Raw genomic sequence first — 24,905 nt, 5'->3', positions numbered from 1 at the left:
CCATCCAGCATTCCAGCTCTACGCGGTCCGTGGTGGCAAAGCCCTCGTTCCCGAGGCAGTCGTTCCCGAGATAGTCCCCCAACTATCCCAGGGCTTCGGCTCACCGACAAACCGATCAGACTCGGATTCAAGCCCGGACGATCGCCAGAATTTCGTTCACCAATGCGTCGACATCGGCGGACGTGGGTGCTTCGACGTTGAGTCGCAGCAAAGGCTCGGTATTGGACGCGCGCAAGTTGAACCAGGCATTTCCCTCGAGACTGACTGTGACACCGTCGAGGCGATCAACCGACTCGGTGCGGTCCGCGAATGCTGCCAGCACAGCGGCAGTGCGATCGGCCGCGTCAGCCACCGTGGAGTTGATCTCACCCGAGGCCGCGTAGCGGGTGTACTCCGCCATCAACTCGGAGAGCGGACGGTCCTGCTCGCCCAGTGCGGCGAGTACGTGCAACGCCGCGAGCATGCCGGAGTCGGCGCCCCAGAAATCGCGGAAGTAGTAGTGAGCTGAGTGCTCGCCGCCGAAGACGGCACCGGTCTCGGCCATCTCCTGCTTGATGAACGAGTGGCCGACTCGGGTACGGATCGCGACGCCGCCGAGTTCTTCGACCAGTTCGGGCACTGCCCGCGACGTGATCAGATTGTGGATGATCGACGCGCCCGGTTCCTTCGCGAGTTCGCGCTTGGCGACAAGTGCCGTCACCGCGGACGGAGAGACGGGGTCGCCCTTCTCGTCGACGACGAAGCAACGGTCCGCGTCACCGTCGAAAGCCAAGCCGATGTCTGCTCCGGTCTCACGCACGTAGGCCTGCAGGTCGACGAGGTTGGCCGGATCGAGCGGATTGGCTTCGTGGTTGGGGAACGTGCCGTCGAGCTCGAAGTAGAGCGGGAGGACTTCGAGAGGCATCGGCCCGAATACGGCCGGCGCGGTATGGCCGCCCATGCCGTTTCCTGCATCGACTGCGACCTTCATCGGGCGCAACGCAGCCAGGTCGACCAATCCGCGGAGGTAGCTCGCGTATTCCTCGAGGACGTCCTTCGTGCTGGCGGTACCTACCGGTCCGTCGTACGCGGGAACACCCGAGACGACCTCGGCGGAGATGACTGCCAGGCCGGTGTCCTGACCGACGGGCTTGGCGCCGGCCCGGCACATCTTGATGCCGTTGTACTTGGCCGGATTGTGGCTCGCCGTGAACATCGCGCCCGGGCAGTTCAGCAAACCGGATGCAAAGTAGAGCTCGTCGGTCGACGCCAATCCGATGTAGACGACGTCGAGTCCTTGAGCGAGCACGCCGTCACCGAAAGCAGAAGACAGTGTGGGCGACGATGCACGCATGTCGTAGCCGATCACAACCGTCGTGGCTGCGCCGGCCTCGTCACGGACCAGACGGGCGAACGACGCTCCCACGTCGCGGACAAAATCTTCGTCGATCTGCTCACCGACCACGCCGCGCACGTCGTACGCCTTGATGATTGCAGCAACCGACTCGGCTGTTCGCCCCACTGAAAACTCTCCTTGTGCATGCACCCTCACAGACGGGAACGTCCGGGCGCATGGCGTCCGGAGATTCGCAGTACTCGGGTGTGGAAGTACTCGGTCGAGCCTAGCGTCTGCGGCGACGAATCTCGCGTCAGTTGGATGGGTCGGGCAGTACGCGGAGGTGTCCACGACGCCCTGTACGGGCAGTACTCGGAACCGCGGGACGTATGTCCTCATCTGCGTCGACGTTGGACTTGTTGCGATCTCCGAGACCGGCTTCACGTACAGCTTCGGCCAAAGCGGTCAGATCGTCTTCGTCGGGAGTGCTCGACGCGAATCCGCCTTCGTGGCGGACGAGTTCCCAGCCCTTGGGGGCGGTGATTCGAGAGCCGTGAGTGTCACACAAATCCCATGAATGGGGCTCGGCGACGGTTGCCAGCGGCCCGACAACCGCAGTGGAGTCCGAGTAGACATACGTAAGCGTCGCGACGGCGGGGTTCTTGCACCCGGGGCGGCAGCAGCGACGCAGAGATCTCACAGGTACGGAGCCTAGCCCTCCCCACGTCCGGAACCTACTCGGACACACCGAGCAGTTTCTTCTGTCGTAATCTGGGCGCCATGCCACAAGCCCGCCGCCGACGCTCGGTCACCACTCGTTCCATCGAGCGACACGGCCGTGGCCTGCGCGGACCACTACTTCCCCCGGAGGTGCCGGCCAGGCGTACCCGGGCCGAGAAGTTCGATCTCCTGGTGCTCGACGCCTTCTCGCCCGTCGACCTCGCGTGGCACGACCGGTTGACGAAACTCGACATCGCGGTGGACGAAGTTCCGAAGATTCACGCGCACGATCCGGAGTCGGTCACATGGCCGCCGGAGGTCATCGCAGACGGCCCGGTTCCACTGTCACGACTGATACCCGCCGGAATCGACCGTCACGGAAATACGACTCGCGCAAGAATTGTGCTGTTTCGCCGCCCGTTGGAGCAGCGCGCGAAGGATCCGGAAGAACTCACGGATCTGGTGCACGACGTGTTGGTCCATCAAGTCGGCACGTATCTGGGCGTCGACCCACAGGTCATCGACCCCACACTGCCCGACGAGGACTGATACTGCCGGACGAGCACTGATACTGCCCGACGAGGACTGACGCACCGTCAGACGAAAAAACTGATGTCACACGAAGAAGTAAATCCACACGAAGAACAAAACAGTCGTTGCTTGACCTGCAATTCCCCGTTGCAGGTCAGACTTTCGAAGACCGCCCGTCAGCCCCGACGCTGACAGAACCGATTCAGCAGCAGATCAGATGATCCCCCGCTTGAGTCGCCGACGCTCGCGCTCGGACAACCCTCCCCAGATTCCGAACCGTTCGTCGTTCGCGAGCGCGTACTCGAGGCACTCGTCACGAACTTCACAACCGAGGCAGATCCGTTTTGCTTCCCTCGTCGATCCACCCTTTTCAGGGAAGAACGCTTCGGGATCGGTCTGCGCGCAGAGAGCACGCTCCTGCCACTGATCCTCGATGGTGTCGAACAATTCTTCGAAGCCGGTGACGAGACTCAGCACTGGCCGAGTACTCATACCGTCGAACTCACTGCTGCAGGCACCTTCTGCTGCGCCTGCTCGGGAATCGGTCTGCGGTTCGTCGCTTACTGTCATTGCGAGAGAACTGATCTCGACATTTTCATTGGGCATCGTTCCGCCTCCTCACCTGTAATAGCGCAGAATTTTCACTCCATCTTCAACCCCACCCCGTCGACCGTTCGAAACTGTGTTCGAAACCGGCCCCGCTGCAAGTGAACTCACAAGTAGCGGTTGGAATGACACATTTGAGATTACACACGTCCAGCGTGTCGCGGTCAAGCTAAACGAGATGAATCCATTAGTATTCCGGCCCCCAATTGACGGGACCTTCTGCCCGCCAGACACGACGACGCGCCGACCGCCTAGGCTCTGTTGTCGTGAACGTGACTGTATTGGTTGGCGGCGTCGGCGGGGCCCGTTTCCTTCAAGGTGTGCAAAATGCGCTCGGAATCGCCGGTGGTGAATCCCTCGAGAAATACGAAGGCCCACATCGCATCACGGCCGTCGTCAACGTCGGAGACGACGTCTGGATGCACGGTCTGCGCATCTGCCCCGATCTGGACACTTGTATGTACACACTCGGCGGCGGTATCGACACCGAACGCGGGTGGGGGCACGCCGGCGAAACCTGGAATGCGAAAGAAGAACTCGCGGCATACGGAGCGAAGCCGGACTGGTTCGGCCTCGGAGATCGCGATATCGCAACGCATTTGATTCGCAGCCAGATGCTCCGCACGGGATATCCGTTGTCCGCGATCACCGAAGCGTTGTGCAATCGCTGGAATCCGGGTGTCGCACTGCTTCCCGTGAGCGACGACCGCAGCGAAACACACGTTGTGATCACCGATCCGGAAGACGGTGAACAGAAGGCGATTCATTTCCAGGAGTGGTGGGTACGCCATCGAGCACAGGTGGAAACTCACAGCTTCGCTCACGTCGGCGCCGAGCAGGCCAAGCCCGCGCCAGGGGTGGTCGAGGCGATCGACGGTGCCGACATCGTGCTGATCGCACCGTCCAATCCCGTCGTGAGCGTCGGCGCGATCCTCGCGGTGCCCGGCATTCGCGGAGCCCTGCGGACCACCGCGGCCAGGGTTGTCGGCCTCTCCCCCGTCATCGGTGGAAAACCGTTGCGCGGCATGGCTGACGAGTGCCTCGAAGTGATCGGGGTCGAGACGACTTCCGAGGCGATCGGTCGCCACTACGGAGCTCGCTCGATCAACGGCATTCTCGACGGCTGGCTCGTCGACGAAGGTGACACGGCCGACATCGACGGGGTGGACGTGCGAAGCATCCCACTCTTGATGACGTCCCCCGAAGAGACCGCAAAAATGGTTCGAACGGCTTTCGAAATCGCCGGAGTCGAACTGTGACCGAGCCCGGAACCGAAGCAAGCCGCGACAGAAATCACTCCCCCGGCGATCACTCCCCCGGCGCCGCAATCGAAGTCATTCCCGTGCTCGGCCTTCCCGAGTTCCGACCCGGAGACGACTTGGCCGCCGCTGTCGTCGACGCGACACCGTGGCTCGAGAACGGCGACGTCGTTGTCGTCACGAGCAAGGTGTTCTCAAAAGTCGAGGGTCGCATCGTTTCCTCGCCGACCGATCCGGAAGAGCGCGACGCAGCACGACGCCTCCTGGTGGATCAGGAAGCCGTCCGCGTCGTGGCCCGCAAGGGCCGCACTCTGATCACCGAGAACAAACTCGGCATCGTGCAGGCCGCATCGGGCATCGACGGCTCCAACGTCGACGGTGCCGAACTCGCCCTGCTCCCCGTGGATCCCGATGCGAGCGCAGCGGGGCTGCGTGCCCGAATTCTCGAGAGCACGGGCAAGTCCGTCGCCGTCGTCGTGACCGACACGATGGGTCGTGCGTGGCGCAACGGGCAGACCGATGCCGCGATCGGTTCCTCCGGCATTCCGGTCCTGCACGGCTACCTCGGGGCACAGGACAGCCAGGGCAACGATCTGATCGTCACCGAGATCGCGATCGCGGACGAGATCGCCGCTGCGGGCGATCTGGTCAAGGGCAAGCTCGGCGGCGTTCCCGTCGCCGTCGTGCGAGGACTCCGATTCGAGGACGACGGTTCGAGTGGCCAGGATCTGATCCGTCGCGGCCCGGACGATCTGTTCTGGCTGGGAACCGAGGAGGCTACGGCGATGGGCCGCGGCCAGGCGCTGCTGTTGCGTCGGTCGGTTCGGCAGTTCGCAGGTGATCCCGTCGACGCGGAGATCATTCGCAGCTCGATCGCCGAGGCACTCACCGCTCCAGCACCCCACCACACGAGGCCTGTTCGATTCGTGTGGCTGCGGACCGCGTCGGTCCGCACGTCGCTCCTCGAGCAGATGCGTGAGAAGTGGGCCGCCGATCTGCGTGCGGACGGTCGTAGCGACGAATCCGTCGACGCGCGGGTTGCCCGCGGAAACATCCTGTTCGATGCCCCCGAGGTCGTCATTCCCTTCTGCGTGCCCGACGGCGCACACAGTTATCCGGATGCCCGACGTACCGCGGCGGAGTCCACGATGTTCACCGTCGCTGCCGGCGCGGCAGTGCAGGGACTGCTGGTCTCGCTGGCCACACGCGGCGTGGGAAGCTGCTGGATCGGATCGACGATCTTCGCCGCCGACCTCGTACGCGAACAACTCGATCTCCCGGCCGATTGGCAGCCACTCGGCGCAGTCGCAATCGGGTACCCCCTCGAACCACTGACTCCGCGCACGGTCTCCGCCCCCGGGGACGCGTTGGTGGAGCTGTAGGTCATGTCAGCCGAATCGCTGCACGCCTCCGCCAAGGGCGTCCTGGAGGGCTGGTCGACGTCCTCCGAAGCGGACGAGTCACTGCGGCACACGATGCTCGCGTTCCTCGATTCGGCTCCGGACGGCTGCCTTCGTCGCCATGCCCCAGGACACATCACCGCGTCGTCTCTGGTTCTCGACGAGAGTGGCTGCCACGTCTTACTGACCCTGCATCCCAAGGTGGGCAGGTGGATTCAGCTCGGAGGTCACTGCGAGCCCGACGACGAGACGGTAGTCGATGCGGCATTGCGGGAGGCTCGTGAGGAGTCCGGAATTCACGACGTTCGGATAGACGCGGACCTACTCTCCGCCCACACACATCCGATCACGTGCTCGCTCGGGGTCCCGACCAGACATCTCGATCTACGGTTTCTTGTTGTGGCGCCGGACAATTCACATATCGTCCGCAGCGCGGAGTCCACCGACCTCCGGTGGTGGCCGGTGGACGCGCTACCGCCGACTGCCGAACGCGAGACCATCGACCACCTGGTAGCGCTCGCCCATCAGCGCAAGAATCAGGACTGAATCGGAGACAGCTCGGGTTGCTTGGCGCTCACGCCGTCGCCCGAAGATGTTCCCTTCACGCGCCGAGCTACCCACGGCACCAAGAACTCTCGCGCCCATTGACGATCCTCGCGACGAGTTTCCGCTTTCGTGAGAACCGGCGCAGGCCCGAGGTCGGGCGCGATCAATCCGTGGTCGACGCCCAGTACGTCGAGCACCCGCGTCGCCATGTTCTCGTGCCCGGCGGGCGACATGTGGAGGCGATCCCAGTCCCACATCCGTAGGTCCTGATATTCGGAGAATCGCCAGAAGTCGACGAGGGTCGCGCCGTGGCGGTCCGCTACCTCGCGAACGAGCTCGTTGTAAATCGCCAGGCGTCCGCGGAGCTTGCCGAAGAAGGCGGACCATCCGGTGTCGTACGCGGTGAACATGAGAACCCGCGCACCGGAAGCAGTGAGCTGGCCGATTGCCGAATCGTAGCGGGCGACCATCGCGTCGATGTCGAGCTTCGGACGCATCATGTCGTTTCCGCCGGCGTAGACGGTCACCAGATCGGGCTTCAACGCCAGAGCGGGTTCCAACTGCTCGTCGATGATCGGCCCGAGTAAGCGACCACGAATCGCCAGGTTGGCATAGCGGAACTCGGGGTTGTTCACCGCCAGCTGCTCGGCCACTCGGTCTGCCCACCCGCGCAGACCGTTGGGGAATCGTTCGTCGGCGTCGCCGACGCCCTCGGTGAACGAGTCACCGAGGGCAACGTAACGGCTCGGAAGAGAAGTCATACCCGCCAGTATTCCAGTAGGTCAGCTAACGATCACACATCTGTGCTGAAGCGCACGCCACCGTCCGGCAGCGTCACCCCCGGCCACACACGTGCGCCGCGCAACAATTCGCACCGCGCACCGATGTCCGCGCCGTCTCCGATGACGGCGTCGCGGACCAGTGCTCGTGGTCCGATACGGACGCCGAATCCGAGGATCGATCGTTCGACTACCGCACCGGCTTCCACAACGGCGCCGTCGAAGAGAATCGCACCGTCAAGGCGCGCACCTGCGCCGACTTCTGCGCCACGGCCGACAACCGTGCCGCCGATCAGGACGGCGCCAGGTGCAATTCCCGCCCCGGGGTGAACGAGCGACTCGCCGCGCGGACCTTCGAGAGCGGGCGAAGGCGCGATGCCCCGCACCAGGTCGGCGGAACCGCGAACGAAGTCCTCGGGGGTTCCCATGTCGCGCCAGTACGACGAGTCGACGTGGCCGAACACCCGCTTGCCCTCGGCCAGGAGATTCGGGAACACCTCGCGCTCGACCGATACCGGTCGTCCCTCCGGGATCTGTTCGATGATCTCGCGCTTGAAGACGTAGCAGCCGGCGTTGATCTGATCCGTCGGCGGATCCTGGGTCTTCTCCAGGAATGCCGAGACTCGTCCGTCCTCGTCGGTCGGAACACAACCGAATGCACGCGGGTCTCCCACACGAACCAGGTGAAGGGTCACGTCGGCGTCCGTCTTCTCGTGGGTCTCGAGAATGGCGTTCAGGTCGGTGCCACCGAGCACGTCACCGTTGAACACCATGACGTTGTCGCCGCGCAACTTCGGGAGTACGTTGCGGATTCCGCCACCGGTGCCCAGCGGCTCGGTCTCGAAGACGTAGTCGATCTCGAGCCCCATCTTGGAGCCGTCGCCGAAGTAGTCCTCGAATACCTCTGCCTTGAAAGATGTTCCGAGCACCACGTGCTTGATACCGGCAGCCTCGATCCTGGCAAGCAGATGCGTCAGGAACGGAAGGCCGGCGGTAGGAAGCATCGGCTTGGGCGCCGACAGCGTCAACGGACGCAGCCGAGTGCCCTTGCCGCCTACCAGGATTACGGCGTCGGTCGGATTCGGATCGGACATCATTTTCCCCCGTGGTTCGAAACTGATGGGTTGTCGGTCGAGTCGTCGGTGCGAGCGCGCTCGCGAACAGCAGAAGCTACGGCGATCTTGGACCGCACGGCCAGGCCACCGCGCAAGGCAAGTCGCAGCGGAGCCTGCCACCAGTGCGGATGACGATCAGCCTGGAACTGGTATGCGCTGCGATGATGAGCGGGCAGCATCAGTTCCGGATGCCGGCCTGCCGCATGGCCTTTGGCATGGGTCACGACAGCGGAGGGAACAAAGACATTGAGCCACCCGGCTTTTCCGAGGCGATCACCGAAATCGACGTCCTCCATGTACATGAAGTATCGCGAGTCGAACCCGGAGATGGCGTCGAAGGCATCACGTCGGACCAACAGGCACGACCCGGAAAGCCAACCGACGGAGCGCTCGGTGACGGCCTCGTTCTCCTGACGGTAACGGGCAGTCCACGGGTTCTTCGGCCACACGGTGCCGAGCAACGCGTGCCCGACGCCCGAGGTGATGTCGGGCACCGTTCGTGCCGACGGATAGACGCTGCCGTCCGGTTCGAGGACCTTCGGCCCCAGTGCACCGGCCCTTGGCCACCGATTTGCCGCAGCGACCAATTCGTCGAGTGAACCGGGTGCCCATTGGACGTCAGGATTGGAAATCACGACAAATTCGATCGACGAATCGATCTCCGCCACAGCCCGATTTATCGCTCCGCCGTAGCCGATGTTTCCCCCTGTACGAAGCAGACGAACATGCTCGTACTTGGCATCCGCCGCCTCCGGCGCACCATCGGTCGACCCGTTGTCGGCCATGATGACCTGGGGTTTTTCTGTCGTCGCCGCGGCGAGCGTGCTCAAGAAATTCTCGAGATGCTCGCCTGGGGAGTACGTCACCGTTACCACGGCCAGCTTGGGACTCACGCCGGTCAGCCTAGCCGCCCACGGGCACTGCCCCGAACAATGCTCACGCCAGAGCGGCGTGCAGAGCCTCTCGCCACGGACGCAGCGGCGTCATTCCCGCGGTAACCCACGCGCGCTCGGACAAAACCGAATATGCCGGGCGGGGCGCAGGGCGCACGAAGTCCGCGCTGCTGCACGGGCGCACCCGCGCCGGGTCTGCTCCGATCTCCTCGAACACCGCTCGCGCCAACTCGTACCAACTGGCTTGCCCGCCGTTGGTCAGGTGGAACGTCGACGCACCCGTGAAGTCCCGCAGCGCGAGTTCGACGATGCCGCCGGCCAGATCGACGCTGTACGTGGGTGACCCGATCTGGTCGTCCACGACGTTCACGAATTCTCGTTCGGCTTCGAGCCTGCGCATCGTGGCGACAAAATCCGTACCGACACCCGAATACACCCACGCGGTACGGACAACGGCCACGTCGGCGCCCGACTCTCGTACTGCGATCTCGCCGTCCAGCTTGGTTCGGCCGTAGACCGTCGCGGGACCGGTCGGTGCATCGACGTCGTATGGAGTGCTCGCGTCACCCGGAAAGACGTAGTCCGTCGAAACGTGGATCAACCGCGAACCGGCCCGCGCACACGCTCGCGCGAGATTCAGCGGTCCGATCTCGTTGACCGCCCTCGCTGCCTCCTGGTCGGTCTCGGCGGCGTCGACTGCCGTGTACGCAGCGCAGTTGATCAGCACCGAATCGGGCGAGACGAAGTCGTCGACCGCGCGGCTGTCTGTGATGTCGAGCTCGCGGGAACCGACGGCCGTCACAGTGTGACCCGCCGACGTTGCGAGAGCATCGATACGTGTCCCGAGCTGCCCTCGGGCGCCGGTGAGCAGGATATTCGTCACATGGTTGAGTCTGGCACGCCGCGTCGAGGTACCCGCGGCCGAGCATCGGACCAGTAACCTGAAGGGGTGTCCCACCAGCAACCGCAGCGCCGCGCGCGTCCACGACCTGCGCCGATTCGGACCAAGACGAGCCCGGCTCGCATAGCGGTCGCGGTGCTCTCCGTGCTCGTACTGCTGGTCACCGGGTTCGCATGGCGGGGTGTGGACTCGTTGAGAAACAGCCTTGCCACTGCAAGCGGACTCGGCCTCGGTGGGGGCAAGGACGGAGCCATCGACATTCTGATGGTGGGAACCGACAGTCGCACCGACGCACACGGCAACCCGCTCTCACAAAGCGAGCTCGACTCGTTGCGCGCTGGTGAGGAAGTTGCGTCCAACACCGACACCATCATCTTGATCCGCGTCCCCAACGACGGAAGTTCGGCAACCGCGATCTCGATTCCCCGAGACGCGTACGTCAACGTCCCCGGTATCGGTATGTCGAAGATCAACGCCGCGTTCGGTGCCACCAAGGAAACCGAGCGACTGAAGTTGGTCAACAACGGGTCGTCCGACAGCGACGCAGACAAGAAGTCGACGGAAGCCGGCCGGACCGCGCTCATCGGAGCGGTAGGGAATCTGACCGGCATCACCGTCGATCACTACGCCGAAGTCGGTCTACTCGGATTCGTCCTGCTGACCAACGCAGTGGGCGGAGTCGACGTCTGTCTCAACGCGCCAGTCGACGAACCGATGTCCGGAGCCAACTTCGCAGCCGGGAAACAGACACTCGACGGCGCCGACGCGCTGAGCTTCGTGCGACAACGACACGACCTTCCTCGCGGCGACCTGGACCGGATCGTTCGCCAGCAGGTGTTCATGGCGTCCCTCGTCAGTAAGGTGCTCAGCGCAAAAACCCTCAGCGACCCGGGCAAGCTCAGTCAGTTGACCTCGGCCGTTCAGCGCTCCGTCGTCATCGACGACGACTGGGACATCATCGAATTCGCCAAGCAGTTGCAGAATCTGGCCGGCGGAAAGGTGCAATTCGAGACCATTCCCGTTCTCGACATCAACGGCATGACCGATTACGGCGAGTCCATCGTCAAGGTCGATCCCAAGGCCGTCAAGAAGTACATCGCCGGATTGGTCGGCGCCGACAGCGAGGACTCGGAGGAGACCTCCGAGGCACCGACCACCGTGAATGCATCCTCGATCACGGTCGACGTCGCTAACGCCAGCGACATCGCGGGGTTGGCCAGCGGGGTTTCCGAGGCGTTGAGTGCCCTCGGGTACAAGGAGGGTCAGGTCGGCAACAACACCGGCTCCGACGTCTCCGAATCGACGGTGTTCGCAAAGTCCGCGGACGACGACGCTGCACTCGCGGTGGCCGAGGCACTCGGCGGTCTGACGGTCAAGGCGGATTCGTCATTGTCCTCGGGCAAGGTTCGGGTTGTCATTGCCGAGGACTACAGCGGACCGCAATCCGCGGACGCGGTATCCCCGTCCGAAGGCGCGACAAGCACGACTGAATCGGCGAGCACCACCGAGACCAGTCCCACCCCTGCCCCTCCCGGTCCGCCGATCGACGCAGCCTCCAACGGCCCGCGCTGTGTCAACTGAAAACTGTGTCAACTGAAAGCGGTGCGAACTGAACGGCTGCGTAAGCTGATTACGTGCCTTCGCCTGTAGACAACCTGACCGACGCCCTCCTCGGACCGATCCTGGCTGCCGACCCGGCCGGCCCTCGCGTGACCTACTACGACGACGCCACCGGCGAGCGCATCGAATTGTCTGCGAGCACTCTGGCCAACTGGGCGGCAAAGACAGCGAACATGGTTCGGGACGAGTTCGCCCTCGAGCCCGGCGGCAAAGTTGCCGTGCTGCTTCCCGCGCACTGGCAGAGCGTCGCCGTCTTGCTGGGTGTGTGGTGGGCAGGCGGTGAGGTCGTCCTCTCCCCCGACGCCGACGCCGAACTGGCTTTTGTCACTGCCGACCGTCTGGACGATGTTGCGGACGTACCGGAAGTAGCCGCACTCTCACTCGACGCGTTCGGCAAAGGTTTGAGCGATCTTCCGCTCGGCGTCGCCGACTACGCAACCTCCATTCGTGTCCACGGGGACCAGTTCCGTAGCGCCGGAGCCGGTTCGGCGCTGGAAGGCCGGTCCGTAGCGGACACGATCGACGCCGCACGGGCATCGGCGAAGAACGTCGAATTGGCGTCGACGGATCGTGTCCTCTCCAACCGCACGTGGGACACGGCAGACGAATTGATCGACGGGCTTCTGGCCGTTCTCGCCGCGGGCGCCTCACTCGTGCAGGTAGCCCACCCGGACGCGGAAGCTACCGCGCGCCGAGTGGGCACCGAGAAGGTCACGAAGCAGTTCTGAACGCTAGCTCGCGAGAGCTGTCACCGGTGACACCAGCCCCGCCCTCCTAGCGGGGAGCAGTGACGCGATCACACCGCAGATTCCGCCGATCAACACGATGGCTACCAATTGCGCCCACGGCACTGCGCTGAGGGCGACGTCCTCGATCCCGAACACCGAGGCGGTACCGGCTACACCGAACACCATCCCGAACAGCACGCCGATCACCGATGCAACCCCTGCCACCAGCAGTGCTTCCCAGATCAACATGGCTCGAATTCCCTTCTTGGTCAGTCCGAGTGCGCGAAGCAGTCCGGATTCGCGGCGCCGTTCGAGAACCGACAGTGCCATGGTGTTTCCCACCCCGATCAGAGCGATCAACACCGCTACCGACAGCAACCCGGCAACCACCATGAGCATGGTGTCGAGGATCGAATCGAGCGCCGAGCGCATCTCGGTCATTCCTTGAACATCGCTGCCCGGAGCTTCCTGGCGTGCCAGTTCGGTGATGCGGTCGGTGGCAGCGAGCGCCTCTTCGTCGGTGTCAGTCCCCAACCTGACCCAGTAGGAATCGGTGGTCGGCGTGGTGGCCGCTGCACCCAGATCGCCTCGATCCAACAGCGCTGGTTGACCTTTCACACCCTCGACCACGCTGACGTTCACGGCACCGCGATCCCCACGCACCGTCGCCGTCTCACCCGCCGAGAGTTTGTATTCGGTCAGGTCAGCGGGCGAGAGCACCAACTGACCGGCCGCGGGTACCGAGATCTCGGTACGCAGAACATCTTTCACCCGAGCAGCGTCGACACCGAACCCGGTCAACGAACCGCGCCCGTCGATCGTCAGTTCGGCCTTGTCCAGACCGCTCACCGCGCCGACGCCGTTGACCGCGGCGATGTCTGTGCCCAACCCTGCGGGAAGCGGTGCCGAACCGGAACTGCTCACCATGACGTCGACGGGGAATTGACTGTCCATCGCCGCGGGTGCGGCTTCCTTGACCGTCGCGATTCCCACGACGAGCGTGCTCGTCAAGGCCACACCGATCAACAGGGCCGTGGCTGTCGCCGAGGTCCGGCGTGGGTTCCGACCGGCGTTGCCTGCTGCCAGGCTTCCCACCGGACCGATCAGTCTCGCCAGCACTCCGCCGGCGGCATTGATCAGCGCGGGCACGATTCGCCCGGACAGTGCTGCGATCCCCAGGAACGAAAAGAGTCCACCGGCAGTCGCCGCCGGCACCTGCTGATTCGTCACTCCCAGGACGGTCATCGCGATGCCCGCGAGCAGTATCACGACGCCCAGAACCCGGCGCACGACCGATACCTGAACGCTCTCGGGCTTGGACTCCATCGGCTGCAGTGCCGCGAGCGGGGAGAGCCTCGTTGCCGCCCGCCCGGGCGCAGATGCAGCGAGCATCGTCATCACGATGCCAACGGCAAGACCGACCAGCACGGTCACCGGGGTGACGCTCAGTGACGAAAGAGGCACCGGCACATCTGCGGCCGTTGCTACGCGACCGATCGCCCAGGCAAGTCCGACACCGAGTCCGACGCCGATCACCGAGGCGATCACGCCGACCGCAGCAGCTTCGCTGCGAATGCTCCGGCGAACCTGTTTGGCCGTGGCGCCGACGCATCGCAGCAACGCGAGTTCCTGAGTGCGCGCGGCGAGCAGAACGGCAAACGTGTTGGCGATCACCAGCGCGGCAACAACAACGGCGATGGCACCGAAGGCGAGCAACACCGTGCTGAGGATCTTGGTGCCACCCATGTATTCCGCAGCCGCGTTGTCGGTTGCTTCTTCTCCTGTCAACACGGTGGAGTCCGCGGGCAACGCGCTCGCGATCGAATCCACGAGTTGTTGCTGAGAGCGCGAACCGTCACCGGCGACACGGAACTCACGTTTGGCGCTGTCCCCGGCCCACGCGCTCACCTGCTCGGCGGTGGTGAATATCTTGATCCCGCCCAGTCGTTGCGCCGAACCGGAGAGATCGACCAGTCCGACCACCTGCGCGGTGGGCGCAGCGGCACCGACCGTCGAATCCCTTGCCGTGACAGTGATTCGGGCACCCGTCGGTATCCCGGAGTCCACGCTCACCAACACCTGCCCCAGACCGGCCGGAAGCGAACCCTCCGACAAGTTCTCCCAACGCAATTCGGGATTGTCGGCGATCGAGAGAGCATCCCCGTAGGACGCGCCCTTTGCCTCGGAGTCGACACGAACATACGTCGACACGTCGTCGGCGACTGCCGAGACGCCCGGCACCGCACTCAGCAGTGCTTCCGTCACGCCTGGACCGGAGGCGACGACATCCGTGGTTTCGTATTGCGTCGCAAGTGATTTACTCACACTCGCATCGACCGTCGAGCTCAATGTCAAAGTCGCGACGATGTATCCGACTGCGATCACCACGGCGAGTATCGAAGCCACATAGCGCCCGGCATGTGCCCGCGCCTGGGCAAAAGCCAGACCCCTCATCGCAGTGCACCCGAAACTGCAGGAACATCAGCCAGGTCGTCGGCACCGAGTGCTCGCATGGCACCGATCACCGAGTCGACGGTGGGATGGTCGATCTCTCCGGCAATACGCCCGTCTGCGATCAACACGACTCGGTCCGCATACGACGCCGCCACCGGATCGTGTGTCACCATGACAACCGTCTGACCGGTCTCCCGAACACTGGTGCGCAAGAGGCCCAGAACCTCGGTCCCGGAACGGGAATCCAAATTTCCCGTGGGCTCGTCGGCAAAAATCACGTCGGGCTGCGGCAGTAGTGCGCGGGCGACAGCTACACGCTGCTGCTGACCACCGGACAACTCGTGCGGCAGGTGGTCGAGGCGCTTCGACAGGCCCAGTTTCCCGATCACCTCGTCCATCCACTCGGGCGAGGGTTCACTACCCGCCAGCTTCATCGGCAGCAGCATGTTCTCCCGAGCAGTGAGCACCGGTAGCAGGTTGAACGCTTGGAAGACGAATCCGATTCGCTCGCGTCGAAGTTCGGTGAGTTCCGTGTCGCCGAGTTTCGTGACTTCGGTGTCGCCCAGGAAAACCTGTCCGCCCGAAACCGTGTCGAGCCCGGCCAGACAGTGCATGAGCGTCGACTTTCCGGAGCCGGACGGGCCCATGATCGCGGTGAACCGCTCACGACCGAAGTCCACGTCGACCCCGCCGAGCGCGTGAACCGTGGTCTCACCGGTGCCGTACACCTTGGTGACACCGCGGGCAGTGATCGCCGGCACTGCGGCTGGTTCCGTCGTGGTGTGCGCATGCATTTTTTGCCCTCCGTAAAGCTTCTCGCTATGACGGAATCGACGTTATTGCAGCGCAAGTGGTCTCCGCGTCGGAGCGCGGGGCGATCTTGGAGAGCCCGGTGTCATCCCGGGGTAGGACTGAACAGGGCTGCGCGTCAGCCCTCGGTGCCGAGGAGATCTGCGCGCCGGACAAGTCCGATCTGGAAGGCAAAGACGACGGCCTGCACACGATCACGTGAATGAGTCTTCGAAAGAACCCGTCCGACATGGGTTTTCACTGTCGTTTCGGAGACGTGGAATTTTGCGGCGATCTCCGAATTCGACAGCCCGTACGCCATGGCCTCGAGCACCTCGACCTCGCGCGGTGTCAGCTCTTCGGGCAACTGCGATTCGGGCGCCGAACCTTCCAGGAGAGGTCCGACGTGCTGAAGCAGTCGCCGAGTGGCCCGAGCTTCGATCACCGCGTCCCCGCGATGCACGGTGCGGATGGCGTCGAGCAACTGTTCCGGTGGCACGTCCTTGAGCAGGAAACCGCTGGCGCCCGCCCTGATTGCCGACATCACGTACTCGTCGTTGTCGAAGGTGGTGAGCACCACGACCTTCGGCGCATCGGGGTCGGCCAGGAGCCGACGGGTCGCCTCGATGCCGTCCATCTTCGGCATCTGGACATCCATCAGGACGACGTCGACATGACAGGCCGCCAACTCGGTCAATGCCTGCTGACCGTCCGAAGCCTCGACCACCACGGACAAATCCGGCTGCGAGTCGATGACCATTCGAAAACCTGCGCGGACCAGCTGCTGATCGTCGATCAGTGCCACTGCGATCGGAGCCACGTGTTCGTCCATGCCACTCACCTTAAGACCTTCAGACGTTTCAAGACCTACCCAGACGTTCGTTCATACGGCAGGACGGCCCGGACACTGTATCCGCCGCCTGATTTCGGCCCGGCGGTTACTTTGCCTCCGTGCAGCTTGGCTCGCTCGGCCATTCCGATCAGTCCCTGTCCGCCTGGTGACGATTCGACCAGCGCGGCGCTGCCGCCTCGTCCGTCGTCGGTGATGCCGAGAACGAGTTCGGTTTCAGCCCACGTCATCTCGACGCTCGCCTGTGCTCCTGGCCCCGCATGTTTGAGAACGTTCGTCAGCGATTCCTGGACGATGCGATACGCCGTCAACCCCGCACCCGCAGAGAGTTCGCGTGGTTCACCGGTCACACTGACGGCGATGTCGAGTCCGCTGCTGCGTAACTCGTGGAAGAGACTGTCGATATCGCCGGCGCCCGGGATCACCGAGAAATCCCGGGGCGTGTCCTCACGCAGGACGGACAGAAGCGATCGCATGTCGGTCAACGCTTGGCGACCGGTGGAGGCAATGGTTTCGAGCGCCTGAATTGCAGCCTGAGGATCCTTGGCCGCGCTGTAACGTCCGCCGTCGGCCTGAGCGATGACAACGGTCAACGAATGCGCGACGATGTCGTGCATCTCGCGCGCAATCCTCGAGCGTTCGCTGATCGTCGCGATTTCCGCTTCCTGCGCACGCTCGAGTTCGAGCAACCGTGCGCGCTCGGTCAGACCTTCCAATTGTTTGGTGCGAACTCGACGCAAATCACCGAACGCCCAGACCGCGAGCATGAAGATCATGACGGCCACGGACTGCATGACCTGCGAAGACACCGGGATTCCGTCGTAGCCGAAGTATCGAACAGTTCCGGCAATCGAGCCGAGCAACGCGAGCACCAGGCCGGTGAGCGAACTCCACCGAGCGCCATAGGCGGCCAGCGCGTACAGGGAGATGGGCACGACAACGGCCGATGCGAGCAGTGTGTTGCCGATGAAGATCACGTGTAGAACTGCGAACCCTGCGATCACCATGCCGGAGAGTTCGGGGCGCGAGCGTCGCCATGCCAACGGAACGGTCATACCCAGCGAGACGAACACCGCCAGCGGACTCGCCTCGACCGCAACGACAACGCTGAACAGTGCGGCAACCGTCGCAATGCAGATGTCCACACCGCGAGCATGTTCCGCGCTCCAGCGGACGAAGCGTTCACTAGTCGGAAAACGAGCCATGCCGCCAAGAGTAGCTTTTACTGACGAGCTTTCACTCAGGTGCGGTAACCGCCGTCTTCGAGACCGGCCTCGATTTCGAATCGGTTCCGCGGACCGCGATGACGCAACTCCTCACGCAGGTACAGCAGCCCGAATACGATTCCGTACCTGGCCCATTGGTCCGCGTGAACTGCCTCGTGGCGAAGGACGGATCGAGTCGTGTTTCGCCGGGTGAGGTACACACCGCCGAGAGTTGTTCCGCCTCTGGCGAACCCGCCGCGCAGCCCGGAAGCGACAAAGATCCCGGACTCGTCGTCGAAGCGGATGTCCGCGCCGAGAATCCCGGCGTAGAACAGGGCGACGCGGGTGACGAATGCGGACTGCGCGCTGCCCCGACTCGCTCGGATCAGCGGCAGCCCACGCCGTGCACACACGAGAAGATCAGCCCAGCAGCTTCTCGCGAAGCGCCTTGTCCTTGTCGAGCACCATCGCCTCGAGGCTCTTCTGGAAAGCCACCATCCGCTGCTGCAGTGCGGGATCCGAAGCGCCGAGGATCCGAGCAGCCAACAGACCGGCGTTGCGAGCGCCGCCGATCGAGACCGTCGCCACCGGGACGCCGGCCGGCATCTGCACGATCGAGAGGAGTGAATCCATACCGTCGAGGTACTTGAGCGGCACCGGAACACCGATGACCGGCAACGGTGTAGCCGAGGCAACCATGCCCGGAAGATGCGCGGCGCCACCGGCACCGGCGATGATGACCTTGATTCCGCGGCCCGCGGCTTCCTTGGCGTAGTCGAGCATCCGCTGAGGCGTGCGATGCGCCGAGACGACACCGACCTCGAAGCGGATACCGAACTCGGCCAGAGCTTCGGCTGCAGCTTCCATGATCGGCCAATCCGAATCGCTGCCCATGATCAGGCCGACCTGCGCGCTCTCACTCACCGTGTACATCCCATCCGTCGGTCCAAACTGCATACGAAAGCCAATGTGCTGCGCGCTCGGCGCGTTCGCGAACTGCGGCAACGTAATTCGGATCGTCGATGGATCCGGCGCCGCCGACGATGTTGACGTGGCCGATCTTGCGATCCTTGCGCTCACCCTTGCCGTACAGGTGGATCTTCGCATCGGGCATCCGCGCGAAGAGGTGATGGACACGCTCGTCCATCGTCATCTCGGGCGCTTCCGGTGCACCCAGAACGTTTGCCATCACCGTGACCGGCGCGATCGGCGAGGTGTCGCCGAGCGGGTAGTCGAGAACGGCACGCAGATGCTGTTCGAACTGAGAGGTGCGTGCGCCGTCCATCGTCCAGTGACCGGAGTTGTGCGGGCGCATTGCCAGCTCGTTGACCACGAGAGTGCCGTCAGTCGTCTCGAAGAGTTCGACGGCCATCGAGCCGACGACACCCAACTCGGAAGCGATGCGTAGCGCCAATTGTTCGGCTTCCTCGGCAACGGCACTCGAAAGGGCGGGGGCAGGTGCAATCACGACGGCGCACTGGCCGTTGCGCTGAACGGTCTCTACGACCGGCCACGTAGCGCCCTGTCCGAACGGCGACCGCGCAACCATGGCAGACAGTTCCCGACGCATCGAGACCATTTCCTCGACGATCAGCGGAACACCCTTGTCCAACTGCTCGGTGACAATGGCTTCTGCTTCGTCCTGATCATCGGTGATCCAGACGCCCCGGCCGTCGTAGCCTCCGCGGGTTGCCTTGATGACAAGCGGCCAACCGTGTTCGGAACCGAAACGCACGACGTCTTCCGCCCACGTCACTTCGGCGTACGCGGGTACAGGTGCGCCCAGTTCGGCAAGTTTGCGACGCATCAGCAATTTGTCCTGAGCGAAGATCAGAGCCTGCGGCGGAGGCTGAACGTTCACGCCTTCGGCAACAAGAACCTCGAGATGTTCGGTCGGCACGTGCTCGTGGTCGAACGTCAACGCGTTGGAACCGACCGCTGCGCGGCGAAGAGCGTCGAGGTCGGTGTGGCTACCGAGCACGACATCGGGGCTGACCTGAGCTGCCGGCTCGTCCGCAGTCCCGGAGAGCACTCGGAGCGTCTGGCCCAGGGCCACCGCCGCCTGGTGAGTCATCCTGGCCAACTGTCCGCCACCGATCATGGTGACGACGGGCATGGATGCTTTTGCCGGTCGAGGGGTGGTCGGGCGGGCGGGGATCTGCGCGGGATCGTTGTTGCCGGTCACGGCTCTCTATGTTGTCATGTGCCGCGTTCGCCCGTTCATTCAGCGTTCCCAATCTGTGATTCTGCTGATGAATCCGCGGCAAATTGGTGGTAACGCGGTTTCGTTTCGTAAACTCATCTGTTGTGCCATTTGTCGACGGGGTCATTGCCCGCATACCCCAACCGTTTCGTGACATCGCTCTGCGTCACAGCGAGCTGATCAAATTCGCGATCGTCGGCGGAACTACCTTCCTGATCGACTCGGGCATCTTCTACACACTCAAGCTGTCGATCCTCGAATCCAAGCCGATCACGGCCAAGATCATCGCCGGCGTCGTCGCGGTGATCGCGTCGTACATTCTCAACCGCGAGTGGTCGTTCAAGAACCGTGGTGGCCGTGAGCCAGCGCACGAAGCTGCGCTGTTCTTCATCATCAGCGCCATCGGCGTCGTCATCAGCTTCATACCGCTCTACATCTCCAGTTACGTCTTCAACCTGCGCGTACCCGAAGTCAGCTTGGCGACGGAGAACATCGCCGACTTCATCAGTGCGTACGTCATCGGCAACCTGCTGCAGATGGCGTTCCGATTCTGGGCCTTCCGCAAGTTCGTGTTTCCCGACGAGAATCCGGAACCGCTCGAACTGTCCGACACCACAGGATTGTCCGAAACCACAGCGTTATCCGAAACCACAGCGCCTGACCCGGTCATTCCTGATGCCGAAGAGGAGCTCGGGCACTCCTGAGTTTTCCGTCTGCGCGAGCCTTTCGGTCAGCGCGGTTCGCGGTGCGGAACGACGTCCGCGGTCGGCGCAGTGTTGGCCACCGGCAGGAAGACGGCGAACAAGGCAGGCTTACGCCTCTGCAGTTCCAGTCGGCCCCCGTCGGCTTCGATCAGTGCACGTGCGAGCGCCAATCCGACGCCGGTGGACCCGGCCCCCGAAAATCCTCTGTCGAAGATGTGCGGTGCAAGATCGTTCTCCACGCCGGAGCCTTCGTCGGTGACCTCGACGCACACCATCGAGTCACGACGAGACGAACTGCGACCGGTACCGTCGATCAATCGGACAGACACCGTGCACGTACCTTCACCGTGTTCGAACGAATTGTCGACCAGAACGGAAACAGCTTCACGCAGACGCGAACCTGTGGTCGCGGCCATCACCGCGCGATCGCCGCGTAGGCGGAGCCTGCGTCCCTCTCCGTCGAACTGAGCCTGCCAGTCGCGGGTCACCTGTTCCAGCTCGCCGACTACCGACACCAGACTCGCCGATGACCCACTGGTGCGCGACGAGCGAATCAGGTCGTCGATTCCGTCGGTGAGCCTGTCCACTTGCGCCATGGCTTCCTCGGCCTCGTTCACGACGTCAGGATCTTCGTGAACGGACAACTCGTCCAGGCGCAGCCGCACTGCAGTCAGTCGACTGCGCAGTTGATGCGAGACATCCGCGACCAGCGCGCGTTCTCGTTGCAGCCGCACCGAAATCTCCACAGTTGCCGCATCGAGGACGTCGGACACGCGGTCGAGTTCGGGGATGTCGTGCCGACGAGGATCCGGCCGGAAGTCACCTTCGGCAAGGCGCGCCGCCCGGTCGGCCACATCCTGCAGCGGATCGGCAAGCCGACGTGCAGTGACCACAGCGACCACGGTGCCTGCCGTGATGGACAGAAGCACGAGCACACCGACGGCCATCACCGCTTGCTTCTGCTGGGTGCGCAAGTTCTCCGACGGCACCTCGAGACGCAACGAGCCGGACGTTCCCATCGCGAGCGATTCGACGAGTGCGTTCTTGACCGTCGCCTCACCGACGTCGACGCGTGCAGCGCCGTCGACGACGGTCGGATACACGACGACGAGGCGCCCGTCGTTCGGGGTGAGAACCTTGAGCGAATCGGTGTTCAACGCACCTTCGACGAGCCCGTTCGTCCCCTCTTGCGCGATGACCTCAGCGGCCATCCGGTCGAGGCGCACCCGGAGATCACTTCGCGTCACGTCCTCCACCCAGAGCCACGCCGTGTAGATCAGCGGAACTCCCAGCAGCAACGCCGTCATGATCACGACAGCGAGAATCGACTGCAATATGCGACGCCGCATGCCGGCAGTTCCTGATTCTCGAGAAGTTAGTCGGTGTTGATTCGGAAACCGACACCGCGGACGGTGGCAATTCTGCGTTCCACAGCGGGGCCCTCGTCACCGATCTTGCGGCGCAGCCACGACATGTGCATGTCGAGCGTCTTCGATCCACGAAGCTCGACGTCGCCCCACACCTCACGAAGGATCGTATCGCGCGATACTACTTCCCCGGCATGTTCGAGGAGGACCCGCAGAAGTTCGTATTCCTTGTTGGCCAAGGCGATTTCGGAGCCGTTGACGAGTACGCGTCGTGCCGCGGGCTCGAGCCTGATGCCACCGACCTCGACGATCGTGTCCTCGCGGCCACCGTGGCGACGCAGGAGTGCTCGCACACGTGCCATCAACTCGGCGAGGCGAAACGGCTTGCTGACGTAGTCGTCGGCGCCGGCGTCCAACCCGACCACGAAGTCGACTTCGTCGGTCCTGGCGGTCAACATCAGCACGGCGAGCGAGGTGCGATGCGCACGAATCTGTCGACAGACTTCGAGTCCGTCCATGCCCGGAAGGCCGAGATCGAGAATCAACAGATCGAAATCACCTTCGAGCGCCTGCTGCAACGCAGCGGGTCCGGTCGGTTCGACCGTCACCGAATACCCTTCACGCCCCAGTGCGCGGGAGAGGGGTGCGGCAATGGCCTCGTCGTCTTCGGCTAGCAATACGGCAGTCACACGAACAGACTACGGACAACACGCCTTTGCACGTTGATTACCAGCCATTTCGATCGTTCGGGTCGTCGTTTTCACCCGCCGGCCGCTGCGGTGGCTGCGATGGTGGCTGCTGCATGGAATCGAAAACCTGGTGATACAGCAGGGCGTGAACGTGCTCGACGTCAGGAATGTCGTCGAACTCGAGCGGATCGTCACTGGCAGAGGCGATGACCAGAGTTCCGGTCTTGAGCATTCGATCGATCAAGCCGTGGCGGAACTGAACATTGCTGATCCGCCCCATGGGGATGTCGATACCGGTATGCGTGAGCACTCCGTGGCGGATGAGCACTCGCCGATCGGTGACGATGAAATGCGTGAACTTCCAGACCGTGAACGGCGCAACCGACCGCCAGGCCACGACACCGAGCCAGATGATTCCGATGGCGATGGACGACACGGTGCGAGCCGTGCCGTCCAATCTCGTCTGTGCGAGGCCCAACAAGAACCCGGCGACGGCCGTCGCAAGCACGAACGTCAGCGCCGGAAGCACCAACATCTTCCAATGAGGATGGCGATGCAGTATCAGTTCCTCGTCCTGAGCGAGGGCGTCTTCGGGATATCCCATGACGGGAAGTCTGCCATCCCGCACCGACTTTCAGGCACACCGACTTTCAGGCACACCCACGTTCAGGGCTGCGCGATCTTTCGCAGCACCAACGGGGTCACGACGATGATGATGCCGTAAAGCACCATCCACACGCCGACCACGATGCGGAAGACGTCGAGCGAGAGTTCGGGCTGCAGAAGGACGATTGCACCCGCGACGATGCTGATGACTCCGAGCACGATCGACAGACCGCGATCGACGGTGTGCCCGGACGCCGCGTCGACCAGATCGAGAACGCCACGGAATACCCACCAGGCACCGATCACCAATGCGATCACAACCACCGTCTGCAAAGGGCTACGGAGAACCAGGAATCCGAGGAGCACTGCCAACGCGCCGGAGATCGCGACAAGCGTCCGAGTTCCACCCGAAGCCGTCACGTCCGCGAACGAACGGATGATCTGGACGATTCCGAATCCGAACAACTGAATCGCAATGACCACCGCGACCACGAAAAGGGTGGCATCCGGCCATGCGAGTACCGCGATACCCAGGCCTAATGTGAGGACACCGAGCAGCACCGTCACACCGGTGAGTACGCGGCGAGCGCTCTCGGCCGTCTCGGCTTCGGTCGGAACAACGATCGGTGTGGTCATGACGCCCCTAGGCAGCTCAGTAAATCCCGCAGTTAAATGCAATGAAGGACGGACGGTTGGTTCGAAAACCGGCCAGGGCCAAAAATTAGCACTTTGGTGCCAGAAAATCCGGCAAGGCTCACGATTCGGCTACCGGGGCGGCCCGAAGGTGCGTGATATCACCCGCAGCGACCGCAAAGGTCTCCCCATCTGTTCCCTCGATTTCGATGACGACGCGGCCGGAAGTGTCGATGTCGGTCGCGATACCGAACACCTCCTTGTCGCCCGGCAAGACCGCGCGGACTCGTTTGCCCAGCGTCCCGCAACGCTGCCGGTATTCGGCAGCCAACACAGATGTATCCCATTTCGATGATTCCCAAGCACGGAATTGCGTCGCCAACTCACGGGCAATTGCTCGAACGAGGGTGTCGCGGTCGACAGTCGATGCTTCTTCGATGAGGAGTGATGTAGCGGTCGGGACGGGCAGCTCCTCGACACCCAGGCTCACGTTCAACCCGATGCCCACCACCACCGCGGGATCGGGCGCTGTCCTTGCCACCTCGGCCAGAATTCCGGCGACCTTCTTGTCACCGATGAGAACGTCGTTCGGCCACTTGAGTTCTGCGGGCACTTCGGCCACGTTCCGCAGCGCGTCGACGACCGCGATTCCCGACAGTAGCGGGAGCCAACCCATGTCCGTGAGATTCATTCCGGGCATCGACAGCAGAACCGACATCGAGATCTGCGCTTGCGGCGGACTCACCCAAGTGCGCGAATGACGGCCGCGGGCACTCGCCTGATACTCGGCGATCAGAACGTGACGGTCGGCATCCGGATCTGCCGCTCGCGCAAGGAGATCCGCGTTCGTCGAACCGGTCTCCTCGACAACGTCGAGGCGGTTCCAGAAAACGCGCGCGTCGTCGTTGTCACTGCGCACGAGTGCGCGTCGTAGGGCATTGCCGTCGAGGGGCGGTCGGTTCAAGTCGGTCCACATAGCCCCAGCCTATGAC

At 63.4% G+C, this 24,905-nt stretch carries 26 protein-coding genes; 7 read left to right on the top strand and 19 right to left on the bottom strand.

What is annotated here, in order from left to right; all coding sequences use genetic code 11:
• Positions 1-127: 127 nt before the first annotated feature.
• A complete protein-coding gene (locus B0E55_RS11670) occupies positions 128-1,501 on the bottom strand; it encodes a phosphomannomutase/phosphoglucomutase (protein ID WP_080909743.1) in 1,374 nt (457 codons plus the stop codon).
• A gap of 127 nt (positions 1,502-1,628) precedes the next feature.
• Positions 1,629-2,015: a DUF3499 domain-containing protein gene (locus B0E55_RS11665; RefSeq protein ID WP_198538411.1), complete on the bottom strand. Its 387-nt coding sequence runs from the start codon at positions 2,013-2,015 to the stop codon at positions 1,629-1,631.
• Between the two features lie 80 nt (positions 2,016-2,095).
• Here B0E55_RS11665 and B0E55_RS11660 point away from each other — a divergent pair, with 80 nt between their 5' ends.
• Positions 2,096-2,584 (top strand): metallopeptidase family protein, encoded by a 489-nt coding sequence (locus B0E55_RS11660; protein WP_003940797.1) that lies wholly within the window; start codon positions 2,096-2,098, stop codon positions 2,582-2,584.
• 195 nt (positions 2,585-2,779) lie between these two features.
• On the opposite strand, the gene B0E55_RS11655 is transcribed toward B0E55_RS11660, so the two are convergent.
• The gene (locus B0E55_RS11655) at positions 2,780-3,058 is read right to left on the bottom strand and encodes a WhiB family transcriptional regulator (RefSeq protein ID WP_020907098.1); all 279 of its coding nucleotides are present in this window, start codon (positions 3,056-3,058) and stop codon (positions 2,780-2,782) included.
• Positions 3,059-3,438: 380 nt separating this feature from the next.
• Here B0E55_RS11655 and cofD point away from each other — a divergent pair, with 380 nt between their 5' ends.
• From cofD to B0E55_RS11640, 3 genes are read left to right on the top strand one after another with little or no spacing between them, the layout of a single operon-like run.
• On the top strand, positions 3,439-4,431 hold the full coding sequence (gene cofD, locus B0E55_RS11650) for a 2-phospho-L-lactate transferase (RefSeq protein WP_080909741.1): 993 nt from the start codon (positions 3,439-3,441) through the stop codon (positions 4,429-4,431).
• The gene (locus B0E55_RS11645) at positions 4,428-5,813 is read left to right on the top strand and encodes a coenzyme F420-0:L-glutamate ligase (RefSeq protein WP_070386883.1); all 1,386 of its coding nucleotides are present in this window, start codon (positions 4,428-4,430) and stop codon (positions 5,811-5,813) included. Before cofD ends, B0E55_RS11645 begins: the two co-directional genes overlap by 4 nt.
• A gap of 3 nt (positions 5,814-5,816) precedes the next feature.
• Positions 5,817-6,377, top strand: coding sequence for an NUDIX hydrolase (locus B0E55_RS11640; protein WP_019747768.1), 561 nt, complete (start codon positions 5,817-5,819; stop codon positions 6,375-6,377).
• Here B0E55_RS11640 and B0E55_RS11635 read toward each other — a convergent pair.
• Genes B0E55_RS11635 through rfbD form a run of 4 tightly spaced genes read right to left on the bottom strand, consistent with a single transcriptional unit; the run spans position 6,368 to position 10,047 of the window.
• Positions 6,368-7,138 (bottom strand): SGNH/GDSL hydrolase family protein, encoded by a 771-nt coding sequence (locus tag B0E55_RS11635; protein ID WP_021343710.1) that lies wholly within the window; start codon positions 7,136-7,138, stop codon positions 6,368-6,370. The two genes, B0E55_RS11640 and B0E55_RS11635, sit on opposite strands and share 10 nt — an antisense overlap.
• A 32-nt stretch (positions 7,139-7,170) precedes the next feature.
• Positions 7,171-8,253, bottom strand: a complete 1,083-nt coding sequence (locus B0E55_RS11630) for a sugar phosphate nucleotidyltransferase (RefSeq protein WP_019747766.1) — start codon at positions 8,251-8,253, stop codon at positions 7,171-7,173.
• Positions 8,250-9,164 (bottom strand): glycosyltransferase family 2 protein, encoded by a 915-nt coding sequence (locus B0E55_RS11625; RefSeq protein ID WP_019747765.1) that lies wholly within the window; start codon positions 9,162-9,164, stop codon positions 8,250-8,252. Before B0E55_RS11625 ends, B0E55_RS11630 begins: the two co-directional genes overlap by 4 nt.
• A gap of 43 nt (positions 9,165-9,207) precedes the next feature.
• Positions 9,208-10,047, bottom strand: a complete 840-nt coding sequence (rfbD, locus tag B0E55_RS11620; protein WP_020907092.1) for a dTDP-4-dehydrorhamnose reductase — start codon at positions 10,045-10,047, stop codon at positions 9,208-9,210.
• Positions 10,048-10,113: 66 nt separating this feature from the next.
• On the opposite strand from rfbD, the gene B0E55_RS11615 reads away from it, so the two are divergent.
• Positions 10,114-11,646: an LCP family protein gene (locus B0E55_RS11615; RefSeq protein WP_274534439.1), complete on the top strand. Its 1,533-nt coding sequence runs from the start codon at positions 10,114-10,116 to the stop codon at positions 11,644-11,646.
• Positions 11,647-11,699: 53 nt separating this feature from the next.
• Entirely contained in the window at positions 11,700-12,413 is a 714-nt protein-coding gene (locus B0E55_RS11610) for a TIGR03089 family protein (protein ID WP_080909740.1), read from the top strand.
• A gap of 3 nt (positions 12,414-12,416) precedes the next feature.
• Here the strand turns inward: B0E55_RS11610 and B0E55_RS11605 are convergent, their stop codons facing one another.
• The 7 genes from B0E55_RS11605 to B0E55_RS11575 all read right to left on the bottom strand — a co-directional run bounded on the left by B0E55_RS11605 (position 12,417) and on the right by B0E55_RS11575 (position 19,827).
• The gene (locus B0E55_RS11605; protein ID WP_080909739.1) at positions 12,417-14,867 is read right to left on the bottom strand and encodes an ABC transporter permease; all 2,451 of its coding nucleotides are present in this window, start codon (positions 14,865-14,867) and stop codon (positions 12,417-12,419) included.
• Positions 14,864-15,661: an ABC transporter ATP-binding protein gene (locus tag B0E55_RS11600; protein ID WP_019747760.1), complete on the bottom strand. Its 798-nt coding sequence runs from the start codon at positions 15,659-15,661 to the stop codon at positions 14,864-14,866. Before B0E55_RS11600 ends, B0E55_RS11605 begins: the two co-directional genes overlap by 4 nt.
• Positions 15,662-15,795: 134 nt before the next feature.
• Positions 15,796-16,488, bottom strand: coding sequence for a response regulator (locus tag B0E55_RS11595; protein ID WP_021332552.1), 693 nt, complete (start codon positions 16,486-16,488; stop codon positions 15,796-15,798).
• 35 nt (positions 16,489-16,523) lie between these two features.
• Positions 16,524-17,711 (bottom strand): sensor histidine kinase, encoded by a 1,188-nt coding sequence (locus tag B0E55_RS11590; protein ID WP_019747758.1) that lies wholly within the window; start codon positions 17,709-17,711, stop codon positions 16,524-16,526.
• 35 nt (positions 17,712-17,746) lie between these two features.
• The gene (locus tag B0E55_RS11585; protein WP_020907086.1) at positions 17,747-18,124 is read right to left on the bottom strand and encodes a hypothetical protein; all 378 of its coding nucleotides are present in this window, start codon (positions 18,122-18,124) and stop codon (positions 17,747-17,749) included.
• A gap of 7 nt (positions 18,125-18,131) precedes the next feature.
• Positions 18,132-18,644, bottom strand: coding sequence for a 5-(carboxyamino)imidazole ribonucleotide mutase (gene purE / locus B0E55_RS11580; protein ID WP_080909738.1), 513 nt, complete (start codon positions 18,642-18,644; stop codon positions 18,132-18,134).
• Positions 18,628-19,827 (bottom strand): 5-(carboxyamino)imidazole ribonucleotide synthase, encoded by a 1,200-nt coding sequence (locus B0E55_RS11575; RefSeq protein ID WP_438473318.1) that lies wholly within the window; start codon positions 19,825-19,827, stop codon positions 18,628-18,630. Before B0E55_RS11575 ends, purE begins: the two co-directional genes overlap by 17 nt.
• 191 nt (positions 19,828-20,018) lie before the next feature.
• On the opposite strand from B0E55_RS11575, the gene B0E55_RS11570 reads away from it, so the two are divergent.
• Positions 20,019-20,618, top strand: coding sequence for a GtrA family protein (locus tag B0E55_RS11570; protein WP_007731156.1), 600 nt, complete (start codon positions 20,019-20,021; stop codon positions 20,616-20,618).
• 26 nt (positions 20,619-20,644) lie between these two features.
• Here the strand turns inward: B0E55_RS11570 and B0E55_RS11565 are convergent, their stop codons facing one another.
• The 5 genes from B0E55_RS11565 to B0E55_RS11545 all read right to left on the bottom strand — a co-directional run bounded on the left by B0E55_RS11565 (position 20,645) and on the right by B0E55_RS11545 (position 24,889).
• Positions 20,645-21,967 carry a sensor histidine kinase gene (locus tag B0E55_RS11565; RefSeq protein WP_019747754.1) on the bottom strand — a complete coding sequence of 441 codons (1,323 nt, stop codon included), beginning with the start codon at positions 21,965-21,967 and terminating at the stop codon, positions 20,645-20,647.
• A 26-nt stretch (positions 21,968-21,993) separates the two neighbouring features.
• Positions 21,994-22,674 (bottom strand): response regulator transcription factor, encoded by a 681-nt coding sequence (locus tag B0E55_RS11560; RefSeq protein ID WP_003940916.1) that lies wholly within the window; start codon positions 22,672-22,674, stop codon positions 21,994-21,996.
• Between the two features lie 37 nt (positions 22,675-22,711).
• Entirely contained in the window at positions 22,712-23,278 is a 567-nt protein-coding gene (locus tag B0E55_RS11555) for a PH domain-containing protein (RefSeq protein ID WP_021343702.1), read from the bottom strand.
• Between the two features lie 62 nt (positions 23,279-23,340).
• Complete coding sequence (locus tag B0E55_RS11550; RefSeq protein WP_020907081.1) at positions 23,341-23,916, bottom strand: HdeD family acid-resistance protein; 576 nt, start codon at positions 23,914-23,916, stop codon at positions 23,341-23,343.
• A 118-nt stretch (positions 23,917-24,034) separates the two neighbouring features.
• A complete protein-coding gene (locus B0E55_RS11545) occupies positions 24,035-24,889 on the bottom strand; it encodes a biotin--[acetyl-CoA-carboxylase] ligase (protein WP_020907080.1) in 855 nt (284 codons plus the stop codon).
• Positions 24,890-24,905: the final 16 nt, after the last annotated feature.

The sequence above is a fragment of the Rhodococcus sp. 66b genome (assembly GCF_002076325.1).
GTDB lineage: Bacteria > Actinomycetota > Actinomycetes > Mycobacteriales > Mycobacteriaceae > Rhodococcus_F > Rhodococcus_F erythropolis.
The sequence above is the reverse complement of the archived record's forward strand: the minus strand, read 5'-3'. Positions and strand labels throughout refer to the sequence as shown.